This is a genomic window from Melghirimyces thermohalophilus (genome assembly GCF_900102685.1).
In the GTDB taxonomy this organism is placed as follows: Bacteria; Bacillota; Bacilli; order Thermoactinomycetales; family DSM-45169; genus Melghirimyces; species Melghirimyces thermohalophilus.
Genome location: NZ_FMZA01000006.1, coordinates 17,515 through 38,214, shown reverse-complemented (window position 1 = coordinate 38,214; position 20,700 = coordinate 17,515). Strand labels below are relative to the sequence as shown.

The following is a 20,700-nucleotide window of genomic DNA, read 5'->3' as shown; positions in this document are numbered from 1 at the left end:
CCCTTTTACGGGCTTGGATGAAAAAGGTCCACACTTCCTGATATGCCGCCGCTCATGATATCACGATAGGTCCAACCGCATCCGGGTAAACGGGATCCCTTCGTCTTCCAGCATCCGCCTCTCCCGATCCTGGCAAGTGCACAAAATCACCTGATGGGAGCGGGAGAGGCTTCCCAGAATACGGATCGCCTGCCGCAATCGGTCTTCGTCAAAGTGAACCAGGCTGTCATCCAGAATTAAGGGGAGAAAAAGCGAGGCGTGGTCGGAAAAAAAGCGGATCAAAGCCAGACGCAGCGCGAAGTACATCTGATCGATGGTCCCCCGGCTCAATTGTTCCACCGGTTGGGACACCCCGGTTTCCGGCACAAAAACACGCATGGCAAAGTCCTGAGCCGGGTTAACCATCAATTCCCCATAGCGCCCCCCGGTCACTTCCCGGATCGCTGTGGACGCCTGGGGGCGCAGCCAGGGTGCAAGATCATCCTGGATCTCCCGGGCAGCTTCCTCAATGCCCGCCCGCACCTCCTCCAGAATGGTCCGTTTCCGATCCAGTTCCTCCACCTCCCGTTCCGCTTCCTCCAGCATCGTCTCCACATCCCCCAGGGATAGATCCCCGGACTGGCTCAACTCACCTGTGAGACGATCTACTCGTTCCTTCACCTGGTGGTAGTCGGCTTCTAATCGACGGCTATCGGCTTCCGCTTCCGCCAACCGATCCGCCAATTCCTTTGCGGCTGCCGCGGGATCCTCGGGAAGCTTGATCTCCTGAAGCAGCTTTTCCGCATGGTCCAACTTCACTTCCAGTTTCTCCTTGCGACACTCCCAGTCTTCCTCCTGCCGCTTGCGCTCCCATTCTTCCATGCGTTCAGTCCATTCTGCAATCTGCCGGTCCAACTCGTGGACCCTGTTGCTGTTGCGTATCCATTCCTCCCATAGGGCTGGGTGTTCGGTGCCCAGCTGTTGCCGCCAGGCCGCACCCTCTTGATCGATCCGGCCCTTCTCCTCTTCCTTCTCCGCCAGGGTTTCCCGCAAAGCGGCGAGGCGGATCTCCAAGGTGCGGCGGGTCTCCCGAGCCCTCTCCGCCTCTTCCTCAATCCGCTCCAGTTCCATCTGCCACCGTCGAGGTTCAAAAGAACCCAGCCTCCCCTTGAGAGGAGCCGCCCACTCCTGCACCTCTCTATGGATGCGGCGGATCTCCCCCCGCCTCTCCGCATCGGCAGACTGGTCTTGCCACAAGGTGAATAGATCGGCGACAGAAGCGGCCCGCCACCGTTCCAAAATCTCCCGCTCCCGGTCCCGAATACGACGCCACTCCTCCCGAACCTCCTCTAACGTCCGTTCCGTCTCCTCATAGGGGAAATGCGACGCGGCAGTTTCCCAGCGGTCCCGGTTCTCACCGGTTGGCTGTCGATACCTTTGAGTCCCTTGGTAAGCGGCGGCAACGCTAGCAGCCAGCAGTAACCCGCTGATCAATGGCTGCTCAAACAAGAGAAAAAAGGAACCAAAGCCGCTGATACCAGCCGCTGCCCACCATATCCCACTCCGGAGAACGGGAGCGGAACGTCTTTCTGCTGTCTCCGCCAGGTGCAGTCGGTTCCACTCCCCTTCCAAGGCTTCCCGCTGCCGCTCCACAGCCTCCCGCTCCGTTCCGAGACGACGAAGGCGTGCTACATCCTCTCCCAAGATTTGTCGTTCACTGGAAGGGAACGGAGTGGGAAACGCCAACTCCCCCTCCAGCTCCGCCGCCTGACGCAACTGCTCCTGCGCCCTAGAGATGCTGCCCAGGGGTAGTGCCAGCAGGTGACCGGCCTTTTTTTGAAAACGCTGAAGCTCTTCATCCACCTGTCTGATCTCCTCCGCCAACCGCTTCCTCGTCTCAGAAAGATCGCTGTGGCGACGGAGCCACTCCCGGAGGCTCTCCCCTTCGGCAGGAGACAAAAGTACAGGCGGAAGGATAGCTTCCCTCTCCTCACGCAGGGCCTCCAGACGCTTCCGTATCGTCTCCCCCCGCTGCCAGTGGCCCTGAAGATAAGCCTGCTCCCGCAAGAGAGCCGCCCGCTCCTGAGCCGCCTGTTTTTGCTCTTTCACCTGCTGCACCTGACTTCGGGCCGAGCGGAGGCGGCTCGCCAGCCGGTCCCGCTCCGCCTCCAGCCGGGCTAGCTCTTGCCGCGCTTGCTGCAGCTGCCGGTATTCGGCCCGTTTTCGCTCCATCTCTTCCCGCAGACGCTTTCGCTTAGCCAAAGCAAGGGCATAGGGTTTCTGCCCGGTAGCCCGCACCCCGATCCCGTCTACCTCGGCCTTCAGCTTTTTCAGCACCGGCTCCACCCGAGCCTCTTTCCCCATCAGCTGCTGCAACTTTTCCAGCATCTCTTGATCCCCGGCGCGGGCTGAGGAGGAAAAACAGCAGATGCGAGAAAACAGGGACCGGGATAAGCCGGTCAAGCGGGGAATCAGTTGCCGGTCCTTTCGCCGATCCATCGGAAAGAGCGGTGTCAGATCCCGGCCGGTCTTCCGATCCACCAACTGCTCGTGCTCCTCTTCCCATCGGAGGGAGCGGATCAGCCGGTATTCCTTCTCTCCCAGGGAAAAGTCCAGCTCGCCTCCGTACGCGGTCCCTTGCCAAGGGCGATAATCCTCGTACCAGTCCGCTTTTTTCCGTTGCTGCAATCCTTCCTTTTTCCCACCGTACATCAAGGCGAGCAAACCCTGGATCAGAGTGGATTTCCCTGCTTCGTTGGGGGCTTCGATCAGGTTGAACCCCTCCCCTAACAAGAAATCACGATCCAGAAAGCGGCCAAATCCCCGAAAATGGACGCGATGTAGTCTCATCCCGATTCCACCTCCGCCATCAACAAGGCCAACCCCTTATGCAGAGCGGCCTGCAGGATATCGCGTTCCTCCGGTGACGCCGTCTCCATCTTTTTTTCCATCCGGCGAATGTAGGCGGCCACCAGCCCGTCGCCCGCCTGCAGGCGCTCCAGATCAAAGCCCGGGACGGACCGATCCAGGCATTCCACATAAAAAAAACCTTCCGCCTTCAGCTCGGCTGCGATGCGATCCGGGGAAAATTCCGTCTCGGGCGGCCGCTCACCCTGGAGGATGAAGCGAAGACACTGGTGACGCTCCTGTCCTGGCGGGATGTTGCCGGCAATGAAGGCGGCCACCTGCCGGTCGGTTTCACATCCTTCCACATCGACCATTTCCACCTCGTAGCGGCGGCTGTGAACAGGCACCTGCTCCAGCCGCACCCCCGATTCGTCCCAGGTGGTGACAGTGACGGTCCGCTCCCCGGTCTCTTTCCAGCGCAACGCCTCCGGAGATCCGGGATAACGGATCCAGGTCCGCCGTTCGTTATCCAGCCGGCGGGTGGCCGGCTGGTGGATGTGTCCCAGGGCGACATAATCCAGCTCCAGTGGGGCCAGCTCCGGCATCAGCAGCGGGAAATAATCCGTCACCGCCTCCTGTTCCAGCAGGGTCCCGTGGGCAACCAGCAACCGCCGCCCGCCATCCCCCCGCAGGGTAGGGAGGCTCTTTTCCCGCTCTACAAAATCGGTAAAGCCTTTACCGTAGAGATACAAATCGTACTCGGGAAAAACGTGTTCTTCCCACTCCCCGGACAGGATATGAACCGACTCCGGCCAGCGGATGGTGCGGTAACAGGAGTCGGGACGCCAGGGATCATGGTTTCCCGGGGCCACGATCACCCGAGTATCGGGAATGCGATCCAACTCGGCCTGGACGAAATCCAGAGTCGACCGGTCCACATAGCCGTGTTCCAAAAAATCGCCGGCGATCACCAAAAAAGCGGCCTCCCTCTCCTGGACCAAATCAATGATCCGCCGGAAGGTGGAACGGTAATCCAGCCGCCGCTCCGCCAGCCGCTCCGCATCCTTCCAACCCTGCACCGGCAGATCCAGGTGCAGATCCGCTGTATGTACCAAGGTGAATGACGATGCCATGCCTTCCTCCTTTACCAACCATTCGGTTTTACAATCCTAACCTTTTATCTTTCACCAACCAACCGCTCGATTCCTGCCGCTCCCCCCGATCATTCAGGAAACGGAACAACTCCGACACCTCCGGTGTCCAGACACCGTTTCTTCTATTGACCGAATCTTTCGGTATCATGAAAAGGAGTGATTGGATTGGTCTATATCATCTTCGATCCGGGTCACGGCGGACACGATGCCGGCGGATCATCTGACGAACTGGAAGAAAAAGATGTAGCGCTGAAACTGTCCAAACTGGTTAACAAAGCCCTCGGCCCCTATGAAGGGGTTCAGGTCAGCCTCACTCGCTGGGACGACCGCTATCTGAGCCTAGAACAACGATGTGAGTTTGCCAATAAGCGAAACGCCGACCTCTTTATCTCCATGCACTGCAACAGCTTTGACGACCCCGATGCCCACGGCTACGAGTCCTACGTCGTTTACGGTGCCCGAGACAATAACACCAACGCCGCCCGAAGACAGGACGTCATCCACAAGCACGTGATGAGCCTCCTAAATGATCACGGCATCCAGGACCGGGGCAAAAAAGAAGCCGGTTATTACGTCCTCCGCTATACCGAGATGTCGGCCATCCTCTTTGAAAACCTCTTTATCACTAACTCCAAGGAGAACGGGTTGTTAAAGGATGACGACTTCCTGTGGGACCTGGCCAAGGCTTATGCCCGCGGAATCGCCGACGCCTATGGGTTGAAGAAATAACGTTATAGGGGAGTGCATCGCCAGACGAGTACTCCCCTTTTATGTAGATTGGAAGGCGAATCTCTCCAAAAAAGGGGTCCTGTGATAGGATAGAGAAAGGAGGTTTAATCATGCATGGCGTATATGCAAAATCGACGATGGCCAAATGGGCCTGGACGATTCTCCATAGCTTGGCCATCTTTACCGTCGGCTGGCTACTCCTGGGATCGGGTCTGGCCCACCTACCCGCCTGGCTGCAACCCGATGCGGCGGCCGGAAACCACCTTCGCCGCTGGTTGCTCTTTTGCTGCTCCCTGGTATTATTCATCCGCATGATCATCACCGGCTTTGTCTTCCTCCGCCGCAAGTTCGGTTGGGATGAAGCGGTGGTGGTAGCGATTTGGCTATGGATCATCCACCTCACCTTCGCCCTACTCGGCGGCAAGGAATCGAGCCCAGTGGGGTGGGTGGACGGGGTCGCTTTGGCGCTGTTTTTGCTTGGATCTTATCTGAACACCGCTTCCGAATGGCAACGCCATCGATTTAAAAAAAGACCGGAACATCAAGGCCGCCTTTTTACCGACGGCTGGTTCCGGTACAGCATGCACATCAACTATTTTGGCGACCTCGTCTGGGCCACCGGGTTCGCCCTGCTCACCCACAGCCCGTGGGCCTTCCTGATCCCGCTGATCATGCTGCTCGGGTTTCAGTTCTACCAAATCCCCATCCTGGACCGTTACCTCAGCCAACGATACGGAGAAGAATTTGAGGTATATGCAGCCACCACCAACAAACTGTTTCCCTCTTTCAAAAGATGATCACCCATTCAATGGACCGTCAACCATCCCCCACTCGTGGATCTCCATCCGACGGGCGCCCTGTTTTACAAAGGGATCCGCTTCAGCATATTTTCGAGCCTCCTCCAGAGACTCCGCCAGATAGCGGAATCGCAAGGGCGACTGCAGGTATGCCGACTTTATGAATGAACCGATGATCGCGAGGTTAGTGCCATTCGTTTGGACCAGAAATGGCTCACCCAACCCGACTTCAACCCGGGTACAAATCGTAACGCTCATAACTAAAGAGTTTAGATAAAAATCGGGGCTGTTTTCCAGCCTCCGTATTTCACGAGGATGAATCAGCCGCCGATTCCGGCCTTTGGCCGGTTTTTTTCAGCTCGGGATCGTCGTAGACGAACCATGCGAGGCGGATTCGGATGTCGCCGGCTTTTTTCTGTTTGCTCGTATATTCCCATCCCTGGACGGAAACGATCGGCTTCATCCCGTGCAGGTTGCCAAAGAGGGAGAGGAGCTGATCTTCCGTTCCTTTGACGCGGAGATCCGCCCAATAGGGCTTCAGCCGGGAATCTTTCCCTGTGCGGGGGATCAGTTCCGGCTCTTTTTCCGCCGGCTTCGATTCCTCCTTCTCTTTCGACGGGGTCAATCCTGCAGACGTCTCCGCCATGCGCAGCTGTATCCACTGAGCACCGGCGTCTTCAACGGCCTGTTGCAGCTGGGTGGTTAGGCGGGCCGGCTCTGGAGTGACGGGCACTTTTTCCCGAAGGGCGGCCGTTTCCCCCTCAGTGGGCTTTTCCGGCTGTTCCCGTTCTGGGGACAACACCTGTTGGTGCTGTTCCATGAACTTCCGAGCTTCCGCTTCCTCCGCCTGCATTTCCCGCAGCTGGGAATGAACCGGATACAAGGCAGCCAGCGTCACCGAGAGGATCAGGAAGGTCCCCCCAACCCAAACCCCGATCAGGGTTTTGCCGTTTTTCCATTGGCCGCGGGGGCGGATCGGTTTCGGTTGTTTACTCCATCGCATCGGTATCCCCCTTCGCTTGCATCATCTCCTCCGATGGGGGACGTGAGTCCCTGGAGGGCGGGGGCGTCGACCCATCATCGCTCGGTTTCAGCGTGAAATGAAAATGGAGCACCTCTTCTCCTTCCGCATCGGGATCCAGCAGGGCATCGTCCCCCCCGCAATCGCCAAGACAGTCGAGAAAGACCGACTTCACCCGAGAATCGCTTTGCAATGATTCCAGAAACGCCGCTGCTTCATCACCCGAGGGAAATACCGCCCATCCATCCATGCGGCGCGCATCCACCTCCGCCCGGAAAAGCTCCGTCCCAGCAGGCAGCTTTTGATTGACCACCTGCAAACCATTGGACCAGAGGAGACGGCCTTCCTCCAGCTGCTGTACCGCCTCCCGATAGCGCACATCGGGGCCATAACGGTTCATAAACGCTTGGTGGTCGGCCACTTTTTTCTGGGCTTCAAAGTAAGTTTCCTCTCGCTGTTCGTGTGCCGCTTTCACTCGGCTCACTTCCTGGACCTGCTCGTAGACATACCAACCGGCCAAGGCTACCATCTGAAGCAACCACAACATGATCAAGGTGAGGGCAAAGTGGAAGTACCGTCTCCCTGAAGGAACCGGGGGCATCAGGTTGATTCGTCCAGCACCTCGGACAATGCCGCCCCCAGGGGAATCGACAAGGCACTTCCCAGCCATCGGGACGACTGCAGGCTCAGATCCTCCTCCATCAGCTTCTGGGGCCCCGTCCCCATCTTTAGCGGGGGCGTCTGTTGCGACTGCATCCACAGCATCAGCTGGCTCAGATCGATCCCGGCCCCGGTCAGTATCCAGATTCGACCCCGTTTCCACAGCTCTCGATTCAGCCATTCCGGCCCCTCCTTTCTCAACGCTTCCAGGAGCGCAGTTCCATATGAACGAATCGGGTCCGAATCCGTCAGCACCGGAGTGAGCGGTTCCATCCCTGGTCGATCCTCCGGTTCCAAAAATCGATCCATCTGCAGCGGAAGATAGGTACCCCCCTGCAGAACGCCTCGGTGAAAAAGGTTGACTTCCACCCCGTTATGGGAAAAGTGAAAGGTGGCCGGCTGTTGAGGAAAGCCTTCCTCAGCAAAATCGATCCAGCGCTGCAGGCTGAGTGCCGACAGGTCGATCCGCACCGGTTCCAAGCCGCAGCAACGGACGAGATCCACCTGTTCGTCCAAGTAAGCACGAGAGACCACAGCCACCACCACTTCCTGATGATCCCCCTCCCGCCACATCGAAGGAATCGGCAATACATCAAAATAAGGGTCGTCAAAGGGGAGATTCCATCGAGGGATCAGCTTGTCCCGGATCCAGCGCCGCATCCGGGAGGCGCGCATCCGGGGGATCTTCCAGATACCGGTCACCACGTGCCGAGCGCCCAGAGCGAGGTGGACGCGCCTGGTTTTTAGACGACGCCCGGCCAAGGCATCCCGGACCGACAAGATTAGCTCCTCTCGTTCCATCGCCGACGGATTTTCCCTCCAGGCTGACAACAGCGGGTGGACCGTATACTGGGTCAGCCGAATCTTGCGAAATCCTTTTTTGATCTCCACCAGTTTAAACAACGAATCGGACCATTCCATTCCCAATGCGTATCTTGAAAACAGGGGCATCCTCCTTAACTCCTTCTCGTCGTCATCGTATCCGATCGGCGAATGGGAGCCCATCGCCCTTCCTCTTATGAATTGGATGGGTCTGGTTAAAAATCCTTTTCTATATTTTCTTTCTTCTCCATCCCATGTCTATTTATGAGAATTTCTCGTATCGATGAATAGAAGCTTTTGCTCCATCTTGTCGTTATAATTGACAGAGGACATATTTTCCGAAGGGTGCCAGAACGACAATCAGTCAATCAGGGGGGATACGCGGGATGTTCCCGCCGCAATTTCACCTTCTGTCTGAAAGCCCATCCAAAAGCTGTGAGGATATTTACCGACAGTGGGAAAAGCTTTTTACTTTTCCGGTGAATCGGTTCAATAGAGGCCCATTTTTTCAATAAATCTAATGAGGGTTAAAAAGGTAAATTTTACAAGGATGGCCGTCACGAAATACTCATTGAGATAAACAAAGAGGACATTTATCGGGATTGCATTCGCTGGTTACAGGCGAAGCATCCAACTGTCCAGTGAAATCACATCGTGAGAAAAAGGTTCGATGGTTGTTCGGGGCAAAATACAGATCATAAGCAACCCGCCTCTGACCCTCGAGGCGGGTTGCTTCCCATCCTTCTCTACTTATCACACGATGGCTAACATCCGCTCCAACGCAGTCCGGGCCCAGTAGGCGGTGTCCGGGCCAACGGTTACCCGATTGACCGGTTTCCCTTCGATGAGACTTTCTAAAGCCCACAGGAGGTGAGGACGGTCGATCCGGTTCATGGTGAGACAGGGGCACATGGTCCGGCTGAGCAGGCGAATCTCCTGCTCGGGATGGTTTTGAGCGAGGCGTTGCACCAGGTTGACCTCGGTGCCGACGGCCCATTTACTGCCGGCAGGGGCAGATTCGATCTGGCGGATGATGTAGCTGGTGGAGCCGTCTTCATCCGCCGCCTGCACCACATCAAAGGTGCACTCGGGGTGCACGATCACCCGGGTCTCCGGATCTTGCTCCCGCACCTCTCGAATCTGGTCGACGGTAAATTTGGTGTGAACGGAACAGTGTCCTTTCCATAGGAGTACCCGGAGATCTTCCATCGGACCCTGCACCGCCTCCCAATCCCCGCCAATGGGATCCCAGACCGCCATCTGTTCCAGGGGGATGCCCATGGCGTAGGCGGTGTTCCGACCCAGGTGCTGGTCGGGTAGAAACAGGATCCGCTTCTTGCGAGCGAAGGCCCACTCCAGCACGCCGCGAGCGTTGGAGGAAGTGCAGGTGGTGCCGCCGTGGCGGCCGACAAAAGCTTTGATGGCGGCAGTAGAATTGACGTAGGTGACGGGAAGGATCGTATCGCCCAGCTCCTCCTGCATCACCTCCCAGGCTTCCTCCAGCTCATCGATGTCCGCCATGTCAGCCATGGAACAACCCGCCTGCATGTCGGGAAGGATGACGATCTGCTCCTCCCCTGTTAGAATATCGGCGGTCTCCGCCATGAAATGAACCCCACAGAAGACGATGGAACGGGCATCCCGCTGCTGTTCAGCGATCCGAGCCAGCTCCAGAGAGTCCCCGGTGAAGTCGGCAAACTGGATCACATCATCCCGTTGATAATGATGGCCCATGATGACCAGATCACGGCCCAGTCGCTCCTTCGCCTGCTGGATGCGCTGACCCAACTCTCGATGGGACAGGTTCCGATAAGTGTCCGGCAGTGCCGGATGGGTCAAGGTGAAACCTTCCGCGTTCATATGGATTCCTCCTTATGCTGGATGTCCAGACTGATATCCAAAGCGTCCACCGAATGGGTCAGCCAGCCCAGGGAGATTCCGTTGACCCCGGTCTCCGCCACTTGCCGAGCGGTTTCCGGTGTGATGCCTCCGGATGCCTCCGTCCAGATCCTGCCGTCAATCCGTTCTACCGCCTGGCGCAGAGTGGCCGGGTCCATGTTGTCCAGCAGAATCGCGTCCACGTCCAAGGCGACCGCCTCTTCCACCTGCTCCAGGGTATCCGCCTCCACTTCCACCGGCACCAGGGGCCCGTTGTATTCCCGTACGCGGGCCACCGCCCGGGCGAGGCTGCCGGCGACGGCGATATGATTGTCTTTGATCATAACAGCATGGCTGAGACCGAAGCGGTGGTTGCTGCCGCCGCCTATGCGAACAGCGTACTTCTCCAACATCCGTAATCCCGGTGTCGTCTTGCGGGTGTCCAGCACCTGACAGTCCAATCCTGCCAAGGCATCCACCACCTGCCGGGTAACGGTAGCGATCCCCGACAAGCGCTGCAAGAAATTGAGGGCCACCCGCTCTCCGCTGAGCAGTGCCCGAGTGCTTCCCTCCAACTGGGCGAGAACGGTGCCCGGTGTCACCCGCTCCCCTTCCTCCACTTCTCTATGCAGCTGCAGGGTGGGATCTAACTGCTGATACACGGCCTCCGCCACCAGCAATCCCGCTACCACTCCCTCCTGTTTGGCCAGCAGAACCGCGCTGGTGCGATCCCTCTCCGATACCAAGGCCTCGGTGGTTCCATCCCCTGAGCCCAAATCCTCGTTCAATGCTTCACGTACCGTGGTTTGCAGTTGCAACTGATTCAACCGGCTCCCCCCTCTGGATATAAATCCGCCGATAAGTCCAACGAGTTTGCGGTTCCGGGAAGTCGGACCGATAATGGCCGCCCCGGCTCTCCTCCCGCATCAGAGCGGATTTTAGGATCATTTGTGAAACTTCGATCATGAAATGGCATGATAAACCGTTTTCCGGCACCCTTTTTCGCAGTCGTGTAAGCGCATCCAAACCAGTCAATAATCCTTCTTTATTCCGGATGATTCCCGCGTGTTCCCACATGATCCGACGCAGGTCATCGATGATAGCTGTCTCCTTTTGTTCATCGTTGCACATCCTTGGGACAACCACCCTCTGAGCCGGCCGCGTCGGCGGGGGAAGGGATGCGGCTGCCCCAGCTACCCGCCGGGCGAAAACCGCCCCCTCCAGCAGGGAGTTGCTGGCGAGCCGGTTGGCCCCGTGTACACCGGTACAAGCCACCTCTCCCACGGCAAACAGTCGGCGGAGGCTGGTGCGCCCGAACAGATCCGTTCGCACGCCCCCCATCAGAAAATGGGCCGCCGGAATGACCGGAATCAGCTCGTTCCCGGGTTGGATACCATACGCCCGACAGCGAGCGTCAATCGTAGGAAAGCGAGTAGCGAAGCGGTCTTTCAAACCGCGAGCATCCAGATACACCCGCCGCCCGTCCCGCATCTCCCGGTCGATCGCCCGGGAAACCACATCTCGGGGAGCGAGGTCTTCCCAATCATGGTATCGGCTCATAAACGCTTCCCCGCGGTCGTTAACGAGCACGGCCCCCTCTCCCCGGAGGGCTTCGGAGATGAGAAACATCGGGTTTTGCTCCACCGCCAGCGCCGTGGGGTGAAATTGGACCAGCTCCATATCGGCCAAGGTGGCACCCGCCCGGCTGGCGAGAGCCAGCCCGTCACCAGTCACTGCGGGATCGTTGGTGGTGTACCGAAACAGCTGACCGCAACCCCCGGTGGCCAGCACCACCGCCCGGGCTCGACAGTGGACGGGATGTCCCCCGCTCACCGCCGTCAGCCCGTAACACTCCCCTTCCTCGGCGATCAGACCGGTAACCCGGGTCCAGGGAAGGAGATGGATCCGGGGATGCTGCTCCACCTGGGACCACAGCGTCCGGACCAACACTTTCCCCGTGGCATCCCCTGCCGCATGAAGGATGCGAGCCACACTGTGGGAGCCTTCCTTTCCCAAAGCCCAACCCTCCCCAACTCGGTCAAAGGGAGCACCCAGCCCAATGAGGTCATCGACGGCATCCGCTCCTCCCCGGACCAGTACATCGACGGCAGCAGGCCTGCACAGACCAGCGCCGGCGCGGAGAGTGTCTGCACGGTGCAGGTCGGGAGAATCTCCATCCCCTACCGCAGCGGCGATCCCTCCCTGGGCACGGAAAGAGTTGCCCGCTTCCATCCCGGATCGGGTAAACAGCAACACCTCTCCAGATGATGCCAACCACCAGGCAGTCTGCAAGCCAGCCAAACCGCTTCCAACGACGGCAAAATCGGTCTCCAGCTCTCTCATAAATGTGATTCCTTTCACAATGTGGTCAGTGAGAAATCACTTATATTTTCCCAAAAATCCGTGCTTTGTCAACTGCCAAATTCTCTCTTCTGAGAAATAAATCACAAAAAAAGACTCCTTTCGTTATAATGAGGGGGATAAAGCTAAGGAGGTCGGTTGCTGATGAAAGCCCTCTATTTTGATCACGGGGCCACCACACCACTTCGCCCGGAGGCCCGAGAGACGATGGTGCAAATCATGGAGGAGGAGTGGGCCAACCCCGCCAGCCTGCACGACCCGGGACGACAAGCCCGGGATCGGACAGAATACGCCCGGGCGGAAGTAGCCCAATCCCTGGGCGCTTCTCCACGGGAAATCCTGTTTACCGCTAGCGGTTCCGAATCCAACAACCTGGCTATTCTTGGCGCCGCCCGTAAGCGGCGGAGACAGGGAAACCATGTGATCACCACCCCGGTGGAACACCCCTCGGTCTTGGAAACTTGCCGCCAATTGAAGCGGGAAGGGTTCCAGGTGACCAAGCTCCCTGTGGACGAACACGGATTGATTCGGACCCGGGATGTAGAAGAGGCACTTACTGAAGAGACAGTGCTGGTCAGCGTAATGGCGGCCAATAACGAGGTGGGAACCCGTATGCCCATTCGTGAGATTGCCGCGCTGACACGGAAGCGGGGCATCCTCTTCCATACCGATGCTGTCCAGCTCTTCGGTCAAGTGCCACTCGATGTACAGAAGCTGGGCATCGACCTCCTCTCCATCGGAGGACACAAGATCGGCGGACCCAAGGGAGTGGGTGCTCTTTATCTACGAAAAGGGGTTCGCCTAGAACCGATTTTATTCGGTGGCGGCCAGGAGCGCGGCTTACGCCCCGGAACCCTCAACCTGCCCGGAATCGCTGCCATGGGTACCGCCTGTCGCCTCGCCGCCGTGGAAGCCGCCGAAACCGAAGTGCGCCTCACCCGCCTCCGTGACCACCTCTGGGAGAGGATCCAACGGGAAATCGGAGGGGTAAAGCAAAACGGACACCCCATCCACCGCCTCCCCAACAATTTGAACCTCCGCTTCGACCGGGTGGAGGGACAAGCGGTGATGCTGGAATTGAACCGTCGAAATGTAGCTGTCTCCAGCGGTTCTGCCTGCAGCGCTGGCAAACAGCAACCCTCCCACGTATTGGTCGCCATGGGACAAACCGCTGAAGATGCGTATCAAAGCCTGCGCATCACCCTCGGGCACCATACAACGGAATGGGAGATCGACCAATTGGTCGAGCGGCTCAAAGACGCCATCCGCGACCTGCGCTCTCGCTTGCCCGCCTCCTGAAGACCGGGGTTTTTCTCTTTTTTCGCATCCTTTTCTATTTTAATCAGGTAGAATTGACGAACTTTATACAGACAAGCCTGTGGATATTTGTTACACTAAAGTTGGTTAATTTATGGGCGGCATGATAGAAGGGAGGGAGAAGATGCACTTTAAATTTCACCGAACCCAAAAGATGCGAAAACTGGCCCTGTTCAGTTTTGTTGGCGTACTGATGGTCTCCGAATTTATCACGCCTCCGGTGGCCCAAGCACCCAAGGGTGACAGTTGGAGTTGGTGGGGAAAAGTGACTGGTCAATCGGATGAGACCCAGGCGGAATCTAAAAAGGAGACCCGCCTAGCTTCAAAAAGTGATCAGGAAGAGGACGAGGAGCCTACGGTTGAGGAAGAGACGGATACGGTCGCTGACAGCCGAGAACTGAAACAGCCGGAGTCGACCCCCTCCGAGGCCGTACATACTCGTACCACCACCCAACAACAGATGAGCCACCCCAAGTCGGAGGAAAAGGCTGAAGAAGAAGCTTCGGAGAAGCAGGAGAAGGAAGAGAAAGAGCAAAAAGAAGAAGATCCAACCGAAACCACGCCGGATGAAGATGCTGACAAACAGCCGTCGGAGGAGCCTCCTGAGAAGGGAGAGAATGTCCCTGAGGAAGGCGAACCGGCCGAACCACCGAAAGAGGACACCGATTCACCGGAAGAGGACGCTGATTCACCAGAAGGAGGGCAAACTCCTGATCAGGACAAGCCTTCCCAAAAGCCCGAAGAAGATGAAGAATCCAACTCCTGCCTGTTGGATCGGTTGTTTGGAGGTTTGGCAAAGAACTGAATGGGGCCCCACACCTGGTGATCCCGTAAACCCTCGGTTTACGGGTTTTTTGTACCCTGCCACATGTCCCGTCAGGTTTAGAGAGGGGCCGACTTGGTTACTTTGTTGATGCCGGAGTTCTTGGAACGGCCTGGAAAGCACCGATAAAGGAGGTTTGCCCCGTTGCCACAGTCAAAACCCTTTCGGATCGGGTACGGCATTTTACTGGCGTTTTTGATCATCCTCGTAGGCACTAAAATCGATTTTATTTTTAAACCCTTGGTGGTCTTGGTCCAAACCCTGTTTTTCCCCTTTCTGGTCGCCGGGGTGCTTTACTATCTGTTTCGCCCTGTCGTCCGGTTCCTGGAGAAAAAAGGAGTTCCGCGGGTGATCTCCATTTTGCTCATCTACCTGTTATTTATCGGCCTGGCTGTGCTCATCGTCTTCCTGGCTGGCCCTCCCTTGCAAAAGCAGGTCACCCGCCTGGTGGAAAATTTCGATGACCTGATCGCTAGCCTGCAGACAAAATTGGTACAGCTCCAGCACAATCCTTGGGTAGGACAATATTTTGAGCAGCAAAACCTGGAGAAGATAACCCGGGACTTCACCGATTACCTTTCCAGCAGCATCATGACCATCGTCACCAATATCGCCAACTTCTTCAGCATCCTGACCAGCATCATCGTCGTCTTCGTCACCGTTCCCTTCATTCTTTTCTACATGTTGAAAGAAGGGGAAGCCGCACCCAAGCAGGTGCTGCGGCTTCTACCTGCCGCTCAGCGTTCAGAGGGTCGACGGATTCTTTCCGATATGGACCGGGCGATCAGCTCCTATATTCAGGGTCAGGTGTTGGTCAGTATCTGTGTCGGCGTGCTGGTTTACATCGGATATCTGATCATCGGTTTGGACTACTCCTTGTTGTTGGCCTTAGTCACCATGTTTACCAATTTGATCCCCTTTGTGGGACCACTGATCGGCACCATCCCTGCGGTGATTGTCGCTTTTATCGACACCCCCTTTATGGTGGTGAAAGTACTGCTGGTCACTGTGTTCGCTCAACAGCTGGAGGGAAACGTCATCTCTCCGCAAGTGATGGGACGCACCCTCAATATCCATCCTCTCACCATCATTCTGCTGTTGTTGGTGGCAGGCAGTCTCGGCGGTTTTCTGGGCCTGCTTCTAGCTGTCCCCACTTACGCCGTCCTCAAGGTGGTGGTGAGCCACACCTATCGCCTATTCCTCCTCAGGAACCGCAAAAGCCACCAGCCGGATACCGAATGAAAAAAAGCCGGAAGACCCCGGCTTTTTTTATACTCACCGCATCTGCTCATTATTTTTATATCGAACGTTTGTTATAATAAAACTATGCCCAAAGTCATTGACCATGACGGGTCGATTTCATCCTAGTTGTAATCAACGGCCTGGTGATGCAACGGTACTTTGACCGCGGGAAAAACCTCGTTCCAAGCCCAAGCGGATATCTTGCGGAAGTTGATCCACCAGCGGAGGAAAAACAAGTTCTCTCCCTGACAGCGGAGGGCCTTTTTCCTTCAACAAAAGACTGGGAAAAGGATATCGTTAGGATAAGGAGGGATCGCTATGGGTTGGGTGTTCCTTATTCTTGCGATTGTCCTGGAAGTCACCGGCACGATCACGATGAAGTTTTCCCATGGCTTCACCCGTCTCCTGCCGACACTGGTCATGTTCGTGATGTACGGACTGAGTCTGACTGCCCTCACCTTTGCGGTGAAACGGATCGACCTCAGTCTGTCCTATGCGATCTGGGCCGGGGTGGGGACCGCCTTGGTGACCGCAGCGGGCATCCTCTGGTTCCAGGAGCCGCTCAACACGTCTAAACTGGTCTCCCTCGCCTTGATTATCGCCGGTGTGGTAGGGTTGAAACTGGCTTGATCAAAAGGAGGAAACACCATCGATATCAGTGGTTGTGACGACAATCGAAGGAAACCCGTAAACTAGAAAGCCGCCTTTTCCGAACAGGAAAAAGCGGCTTTCTTTGATCATTTTTTCTTGATGCCGATGGTACGACCGGCATATCGAGGCCAATAATCCCGTTCCAGCGGAGGCAGAGCGCTGAGACGATGCTCAATTTCCTCCGGAAATGGGGCCGGCTTCCCCTGTTTCTGATCGATGCCCATGGTCATCTGTTCACTGGTGGCGACCAGATCTCCCTTTTGGTTTTTCATCTCAAACATCAGATGAACGCGTTTGGCATCCCGATCGAGCAAGTCGACGCAGATGGTGAGCTCGTCATCCTGATGTACTTCTGCCAGGTACAACAGATGGGTTTCCAAGGTAAACACCGTATAGTGGTGTTCGGCGCGAAAGGATTCGTTGATACCGATACGCTCCATCCATACATCCAAAGCCCGGCTGAAGGCCGCTGCGTAAGCGGCATCGTTCATATGGCCGTTGTAGTCGACCCAATCCGGCGGAACCGTCCCCTGCCACACCGGATTACCCATGGTGGCCCACCCGCTCCGCCGGCCAGAAGTTTTCTTCCTCCAAGAGCTTCATCAGTTTGATCAGGAAACGGTCGCGGCGTTGTTCCAATTCCGATACGGGAACCTCTCCCGACTGCTCCTTCGTTCCCTGGATCACTTTTTCCCTCAGTTCCGGAGTGAGCTCTGGAGCAACCAGCCGAGTCCAAGGTAGTTTCAGCGCGGGGCCGAATTGTTCCAGCATATGTTTCATGCCCTGTTTTCCTCCGGCCAGGTGGAGTGTGAGAAAAGGCCCCATCAGTGCCCAACGAAGGCCTGGGCCGTATACAATGGCGGCATCCACTTCCTCTGTGGTGGCCACGCCGTCGTTGACGATATGGAGCGCCTCCCGCCAGATCGCCTCCATCAACCGGTCGCCGATGTGACCGTCAATCTCCCCGGACATGACCAAAGGCTTCATGTGAAGGGAGCCGTAAAAGGCTTCCGCTTGCTCGAGGAATGAGCGATCCGTCTGTTTCCCCCCCGCAAGCTCAACCAAGGGGATCAGATAGACCGGGTTAAAGGGATGGGCGACGATCACCCGTTCCGGATGATGGTGACACCCTTCCTGTAAGACCGAAGGCTTATAGCCCGATGTGCTGGAAGCGATGATCGCATCTGCCGGCGCTTCCGCATCTACTTCCGCGATCACCTTCTTTTTCAGCTCTTCTTGCTCCGGCACGTTTTCCTGGATCAGATACGCATCCTGGACCGCTTCCTTTGCTGTGGAGGCAAAACGGAGATTGTCGATGGAAGACGCTCCCAAACATCCGTGGGTCTTCAGCATCGGCCAAATCTCTTTTAAAAAGTTGACAGTATTCTCTTCTGCTCCCGGAGCCGGGTCAAAGGCGATCACCTGGTGCCCGCCCGCCAAAAAGCGGGCGATCCAGCCGTTTCCGATGACACCGGTTCCGATCACGGCCAATGTTTTTTGTTGGGTCATCCTATCCTCCTGTTGTCTTAACATGGTGTTTTTAGGGAAAGTTCTTCTCTCGCTTCTACCGGTGTCATCGGTTCGATGCCGAGACCTCCCAGCAGGTTGACGGCTTTGTCGACCAGTTGCGCATTCGTGCCCAAGACCCCTTTTTCCAAGTACAGATTGTCTTCCAAGCCCACACGAACATTGCCGCCGAGGAGCGCCGCCTGCGCCACCATCGGCAGCTGCATCCGTCCGATGCCGAAGGCCGACCAGTGGGCGTTTTGCGGGATATGATTCCGCATATAGATCATCGTCTCCGCATCGGCTTCCGCTCCCCAGGGGATCCCGAGACAAAATTGATAGATCGGATCCCCATCGATCAGCCCTTCCTTTACCAGCTGATTGGCCATACGCAGATGGCCGGTATCAAAGCATTCCAACTCCGGCTTCACCCCGCTAGCCTGAATCAGCTTCGCCTGTTCCCTCAGCCACGGTGCCGGGCCAAGATACACCTCATCACCAAAGTTGAGACTGCCGCAATCCAGCGTGCAAAGCTCCGGCAACAGCTCCTCCACCGGTTCATGCCGCTCCGCCGGTGTTTGTATATCGGTACCCGGTCCGCCTCTTTCCGGGGTTTCTAGGGAAGGGACAAAATCTCCTCCGCCGCCGGAGGTAATATTGATCACCACATCTGTCTCCTGTTCCCGGATCCGTTCCACCACTTCCCGAAACAGCTCCACATCATGGCTGATCCCGCTGGTTTCGGGATCCCGCACATGAATGTGGGCGATGGCGGCGCCGGCCTTGGCAGCCTCAATCGCTGAATCGGCGATCTCCTTCGGTGTGACCGGAACGTGTTGGCTCTTCGCGGTGGTATCTCCCGCCCCGGTCAAGGCTGCGGTGATGATGGTCTTTTTCCTCATTCTGATCGGCCTCCTTTATTGCTGTCTGTGGGATCCTTCGAAGCCACAGGCACAGCGTCCAGAATTTTCCCACTCTCAAAAAAATCCACTAAACGTCGAATCCAATCATAGTATTGAATCCATTCCTCTAATTCCTGCTTTAACTCATCGATCTTCTCCTGTACCCGGGGCGAAAAATCCCCATGTTGCCGATGTTCCAGATGGGCAATTTTATGTTGAAGGCGTCTAGCGAGCAGGGAGTTTTTACTGACCACTTCTTTCCAGTTGGTTGTGAACAGGGAAATAAAGGTTTGTACATAATCGCTTTCCACGTTGTAGTGCTCTTTGCGACTCCCTCTGACAAACTCTTTTTCCGCGATATTCAACGCAATCATCTGCCGCATCACTTGGCTCATCCGGGTTTTGCTCATCCCGGTCTCCTCCGCCAGTTGGTCCAGGGTCATCGGTTTCCGGTTCATATAGATAATCCCCAATAACCGACCAACAGTCGAAGAGACCCCAAAGGTCTTCATATTGTCTGCGATGCGATCGGTGATCTGGTCCTCCGCCCGTTCCAGTTCGGCCAGCACTTCTTTTTCCGAAAGCTTACTCAATCCCACTCCCTCCTCAACCAACATTCGAAAGTCACTTTAACATGCATCTAGCTGATAGATAAAAAACCAGACCAACCTATTAACGTGAGATATAGCGAGGAATTCTACGATAAAGGGACCGTAAACTTCATGAAATTTTTTTTGCACAAAGCTTACAACCTAAGGCCGATATTTGCTATTTTCGCTTCACCGTTATTTTACTTATACTCGGACAAGTTATTCCCTACGACAAGATTCAACACGGAGGTGCGCTGACTTGTTGCAATTTCAGCATGTGACCAAACGATATCCCGGCGGAAAAACCGCGGTAAAAGATTTGAATCTCACGGTCGATAAAGGAGAGTTTGTCTGTTTTATCGGACCGAGCGGATGCGGAAAAACCACCACCATGAAAATGGTGAACCGTTTGATCGATATCACGGAAGGGACCATTTTGGTAGACGGAAAGGATATCACCAAACAGGATCCGGTGGCCTTGAGACGCTCCATCGGCTACGTCATTCAACAGATTGGTCTGATGCCGCACATGACGATCAAAGAGAATATCGTGCTCGTCGGTACCCTGTTGAAGTGGTCCCAGCAGAAAAAAGATGAACGGGCCAAAGAACTGATCCGGTTGGTCAATCTGCCGGAAGAGTATCTGGAAAAGTACCCCCATGAACTGAGCGGCGGACAGCAACAACGGATCGGGGTCCTCCGCGCTCTAGCGGCCAACCCACCGTTGATTCTGATGGACGAACCCTTCGGCGCCCTCGACCCGATCACCCGGGATTCCTTACAGGAAGAGTTTAAAAAGCTGCAAAAGGAACTAAACAAAACGATCATCTTTGTCACCCACGACATGGACGAAGCCCTCAAGCTGGCTGACAAAATCGTTATCATGCGGGACGGCGAGATTGTACAAGCCGACACCCCAGAAGAGATTCTGAGAAACCCCGCCGATGAATTTGTTGAAAAGTTCCTCGGCAAGGACCGCCTCATCCAGGCCCGTCCCGATGTCACCACCGTCAAGCAGATTATGAGCAGCTCCCCGGTCACGGTCGAGACAGGTGAATCGCTAAAACAAGCGATTTCGATGATGCGTAAATCCCGCGTCGACTCGCTTTTGGTCGTGGATGAAGAGAAAAGGCTCAAAGGCGTCATCGACGTGGAAATGATCGATAGGAACTGGAAAAAGTCCACTTATGTATCTGAGGTGATGGAAACTGAGATCTTCTCCGTGCCTCAGGATAGCCTGCTGCGGGATACCCTGCACAAGATTTTGCGCCGCAGCTTGAAGTATGTACCGGTCGTCGATGATCAACATCGTCTCGTCGGAATCGTTACAAGAGCATCCTTGGCCGATATCGTTTATGACACCATTTGGGGCGACGGGCTGGAAATCGAAGAACCCATCGCTGCCGCTGCAGAATAGGAGG

20 protein-coding genes are annotated in these 20,700 nt (G+C 56.1%); 7 read left to right on the top strand and 13 right to left on the bottom strand.

Annotation, left to right across the window (positions count from 1 at the left end):
- Positions 1–60: 60 nt before the first annotated feature.
- Complete coding sequence (locus BLP91_RS05575) at positions 61–2,829, bottom strand: AAA family ATPase (protein ID WP_091567519.1); 2,769 nt, start codon at positions 2,827–2,829, stop codon at positions 61–63.
- Positions 2,826–3,959, bottom strand: coding sequence for a metallophosphoesterase family protein (locus BLP91_RS05570; protein ID WP_091567517.1), 1,134 nt, complete (start codon positions 3,957–3,959; stop codon positions 2,826–2,828). Before BLP91_RS05570 ends, BLP91_RS05575 begins: the two co-directional genes overlap by 4 nt.
- Positions 3,960–4,145: 186 nt before the next feature.
- Here BLP91_RS05570 and BLP91_RS05565 point away from each other — a divergent pair, with 186 nt between their 5' ends.
- Both BLP91_RS05565 and BLP91_RS05560 read left to right on the top strand, forming a co-directional pair.
- On the top strand, positions 4,146–4,709 hold the full coding sequence (locus BLP91_RS05565; RefSeq protein ID WP_176757843.1) for an N-acetylmuramoyl-L-alanine amidase family protein: 564 nt from the start codon (positions 4,146–4,148) through the stop codon (positions 4,707–4,709).
- Between the two features lie 110 nt (positions 4,710–4,819).
- Positions 4,820–5,506: a DUF1295 domain-containing protein gene (locus BLP91_RS05560; protein ID WP_091567514.1), complete on the top strand. Its 687-nt coding sequence runs from the start codon at positions 4,820–4,822 to the stop codon at positions 5,504–5,506.
- Here BLP91_RS05560 and BLP91_RS05555 read toward each other — a convergent pair whose 3' ends face one another.
- The 7 genes from BLP91_RS05555 to BLP91_RS05525 all read right to left on the bottom strand — a co-directional run bounded on the left by BLP91_RS05555 (position 5,507) and on the right by BLP91_RS05525 (position 12,230).
- Positions 5,507–5,728, bottom strand: a complete 222-nt coding sequence (locus BLP91_RS05555) for a YciI family protein (protein ID WP_091567512.1) — start codon at positions 5,726–5,728, stop codon at positions 5,507–5,509.
- 85 nt (positions 5,729–5,813) lie between these two features.
- Positions 5,814–6,509, bottom strand: coding sequence for a hypothetical protein (locus BLP91_RS05550; protein WP_091567510.1), 696 nt, complete (start codon positions 6,507–6,509; stop codon positions 5,814–5,816).
- Positions 6,496–7,197 carry a hypothetical protein gene (locus tag BLP91_RS05545; protein ID WP_143003470.1) on the bottom strand — a complete coding sequence of 234 codons (702 nt, stop codon included), beginning with the start codon at positions 7,195–7,197 and terminating at the stop codon, positions 6,496–6,498. The genes BLP91_RS05550 and BLP91_RS05545 overlap by 14 nt, the downstream gene beginning before the upstream one ends.
- Positions 7,128–8,192, bottom strand: coding sequence for a type IV pilus biogenesis protein PilM (gene pilM, locus BLP91_RS05540; RefSeq protein ID WP_091567506.1), 1,065 nt, complete (start codon positions 8,190–8,192; stop codon positions 7,128–7,130). The genes BLP91_RS05545 and pilM overlap by 70 nt, the downstream gene beginning before the upstream one ends.
- A 570-nt stretch (positions 8,193–8,762) precedes the next feature.
- Entirely contained in the window at positions 8,763–9,869 is a 1,107-nt protein-coding gene (gene nadA, locus BLP91_RS05535; RefSeq protein ID WP_091567504.1) for a quinolinate synthase NadA, read from the bottom strand.
- Positions 9,866–10,714 (bottom strand): carboxylating nicotinate-nucleotide diphosphorylase, encoded by an 849-nt coding sequence (gene nadC, locus BLP91_RS05530; RefSeq protein ID WP_091567502.1) that lies wholly within the window; start codon positions 10,712–10,714, stop codon positions 9,866–9,868. The genes nadA and nadC overlap by 4 nt, the downstream gene beginning before the upstream one ends.
- Positions 10,680–12,230 carry an L-aspartate oxidase gene (locus BLP91_RS05525; protein WP_091567500.1) on the bottom strand — a complete coding sequence of 517 codons (1,551 nt, stop codon included), beginning with the start codon at positions 12,228–12,230 and terminating at the stop codon, positions 10,680–10,682. Before BLP91_RS05525 ends, nadC begins: the two co-directional genes overlap by 35 nt.
- Positions 12,231–12,392: 162 nt before the next feature.
- Here BLP91_RS05525 and BLP91_RS05520 point away from each other — a divergent pair, with 162 nt between their 5' ends.
- The 4 genes from BLP91_RS05520 (at position 12,393) to BLP91_RS05505 (ending at position 16,260) form a co-directional block, all read left to right on the top strand.
- Complete coding sequence (locus BLP91_RS05520) at positions 12,393–13,547, top strand: cysteine desulfurase family protein (RefSeq protein WP_091567498.1); 1,155 nt, start codon at positions 12,393–12,395, stop codon at positions 13,545–13,547.
- Positions 13,548–13,689: 142 nt separating this feature from the next.
- Positions 13,690–14,370 carry a hypothetical protein gene (locus BLP91_RS05515; protein ID WP_091567496.1) on the top strand — a complete coding sequence of 227 codons (681 nt, stop codon included), beginning with the start codon at positions 13,690–13,692 and terminating at the stop codon, positions 14,368–14,370.
- Between the two features lie 162 nt (positions 14,371–14,532).
- On the top strand, positions 14,533–15,630 hold the full coding sequence (locus BLP91_RS05510) for an AI-2E family transporter (protein ID WP_091567494.1): 1,098 nt from the start codon (positions 14,533–14,535) through the stop codon (positions 15,628–15,630).
- 318 nt (positions 15,631–15,948) lie between these two features.
- Positions 15,949–16,260, top strand: coding sequence for a DMT family transporter (locus BLP91_RS05505; RefSeq protein ID WP_091567492.1), 312 nt, complete (start codon positions 15,949–15,951; stop codon positions 16,258–16,260).
- Between the two features lie 107 nt (positions 16,261–16,367).
- Here BLP91_RS05505 and BLP91_RS05500 read toward each other — a convergent pair whose 3' ends face one another.
- Genes BLP91_RS05500 through BLP91_RS05485 form a run of 4 tightly spaced genes read right to left on the bottom strand, consistent with a single transcriptional unit; the run spans position 16,368 to position 19,282 of the window.
- Complete coding sequence (locus BLP91_RS05500; RefSeq protein WP_091567490.1) at positions 16,368–16,832, bottom strand: thioesterase family protein; 465 nt, start codon at positions 16,830–16,832, stop codon at positions 16,368–16,370.
- A complete protein-coding gene (locus BLP91_RS05495) occupies positions 16,825–17,790 on the bottom strand; it encodes a 3-hydroxyacyl-CoA dehydrogenase NAD-binding domain-containing protein (protein ID WP_091567488.1) in 966 nt (321 codons plus the stop codon). The genes BLP91_RS05500 and BLP91_RS05495 overlap by 8 nt, the downstream gene beginning before the upstream one ends.
- Before the next feature lie 17 nt (positions 17,791–17,807).
- Positions 17,808–18,689: a beta-keto acid cleavage family enzyme gene (locus BLP91_RS05490; protein WP_091567487.1), complete on the bottom strand. Its 882-nt coding sequence runs from the start codon at positions 18,687–18,689 to the stop codon at positions 17,808–17,810.
- The gene (locus BLP91_RS05485) at positions 18,686–19,282 is read right to left on the bottom strand and encodes a GbsR/MarR family transcriptional regulator (RefSeq protein WP_245662136.1); all 597 of its coding nucleotides are present in this window, start codon (positions 19,280–19,282) and stop codon (positions 18,686–18,688) included. Before BLP91_RS05485 ends, BLP91_RS05490 begins: the two co-directional genes overlap by 4 nt.
- Before the next feature lie 256 nt (positions 19,283–19,538).
- Between BLP91_RS05485 and BLP91_RS05480 the strand changes: the two genes are divergently transcribed.
- Complete coding sequence (locus tag BLP91_RS05480) at positions 19,539–20,696, top strand: betaine/proline/choline family ABC transporter ATP-binding protein (protein ID WP_091567483.1); 1,158 nt, start codon at positions 19,539–19,541, stop codon at positions 20,694–20,696.
- Positions 20,697–20,700 lie beyond the last annotated feature (4 nt).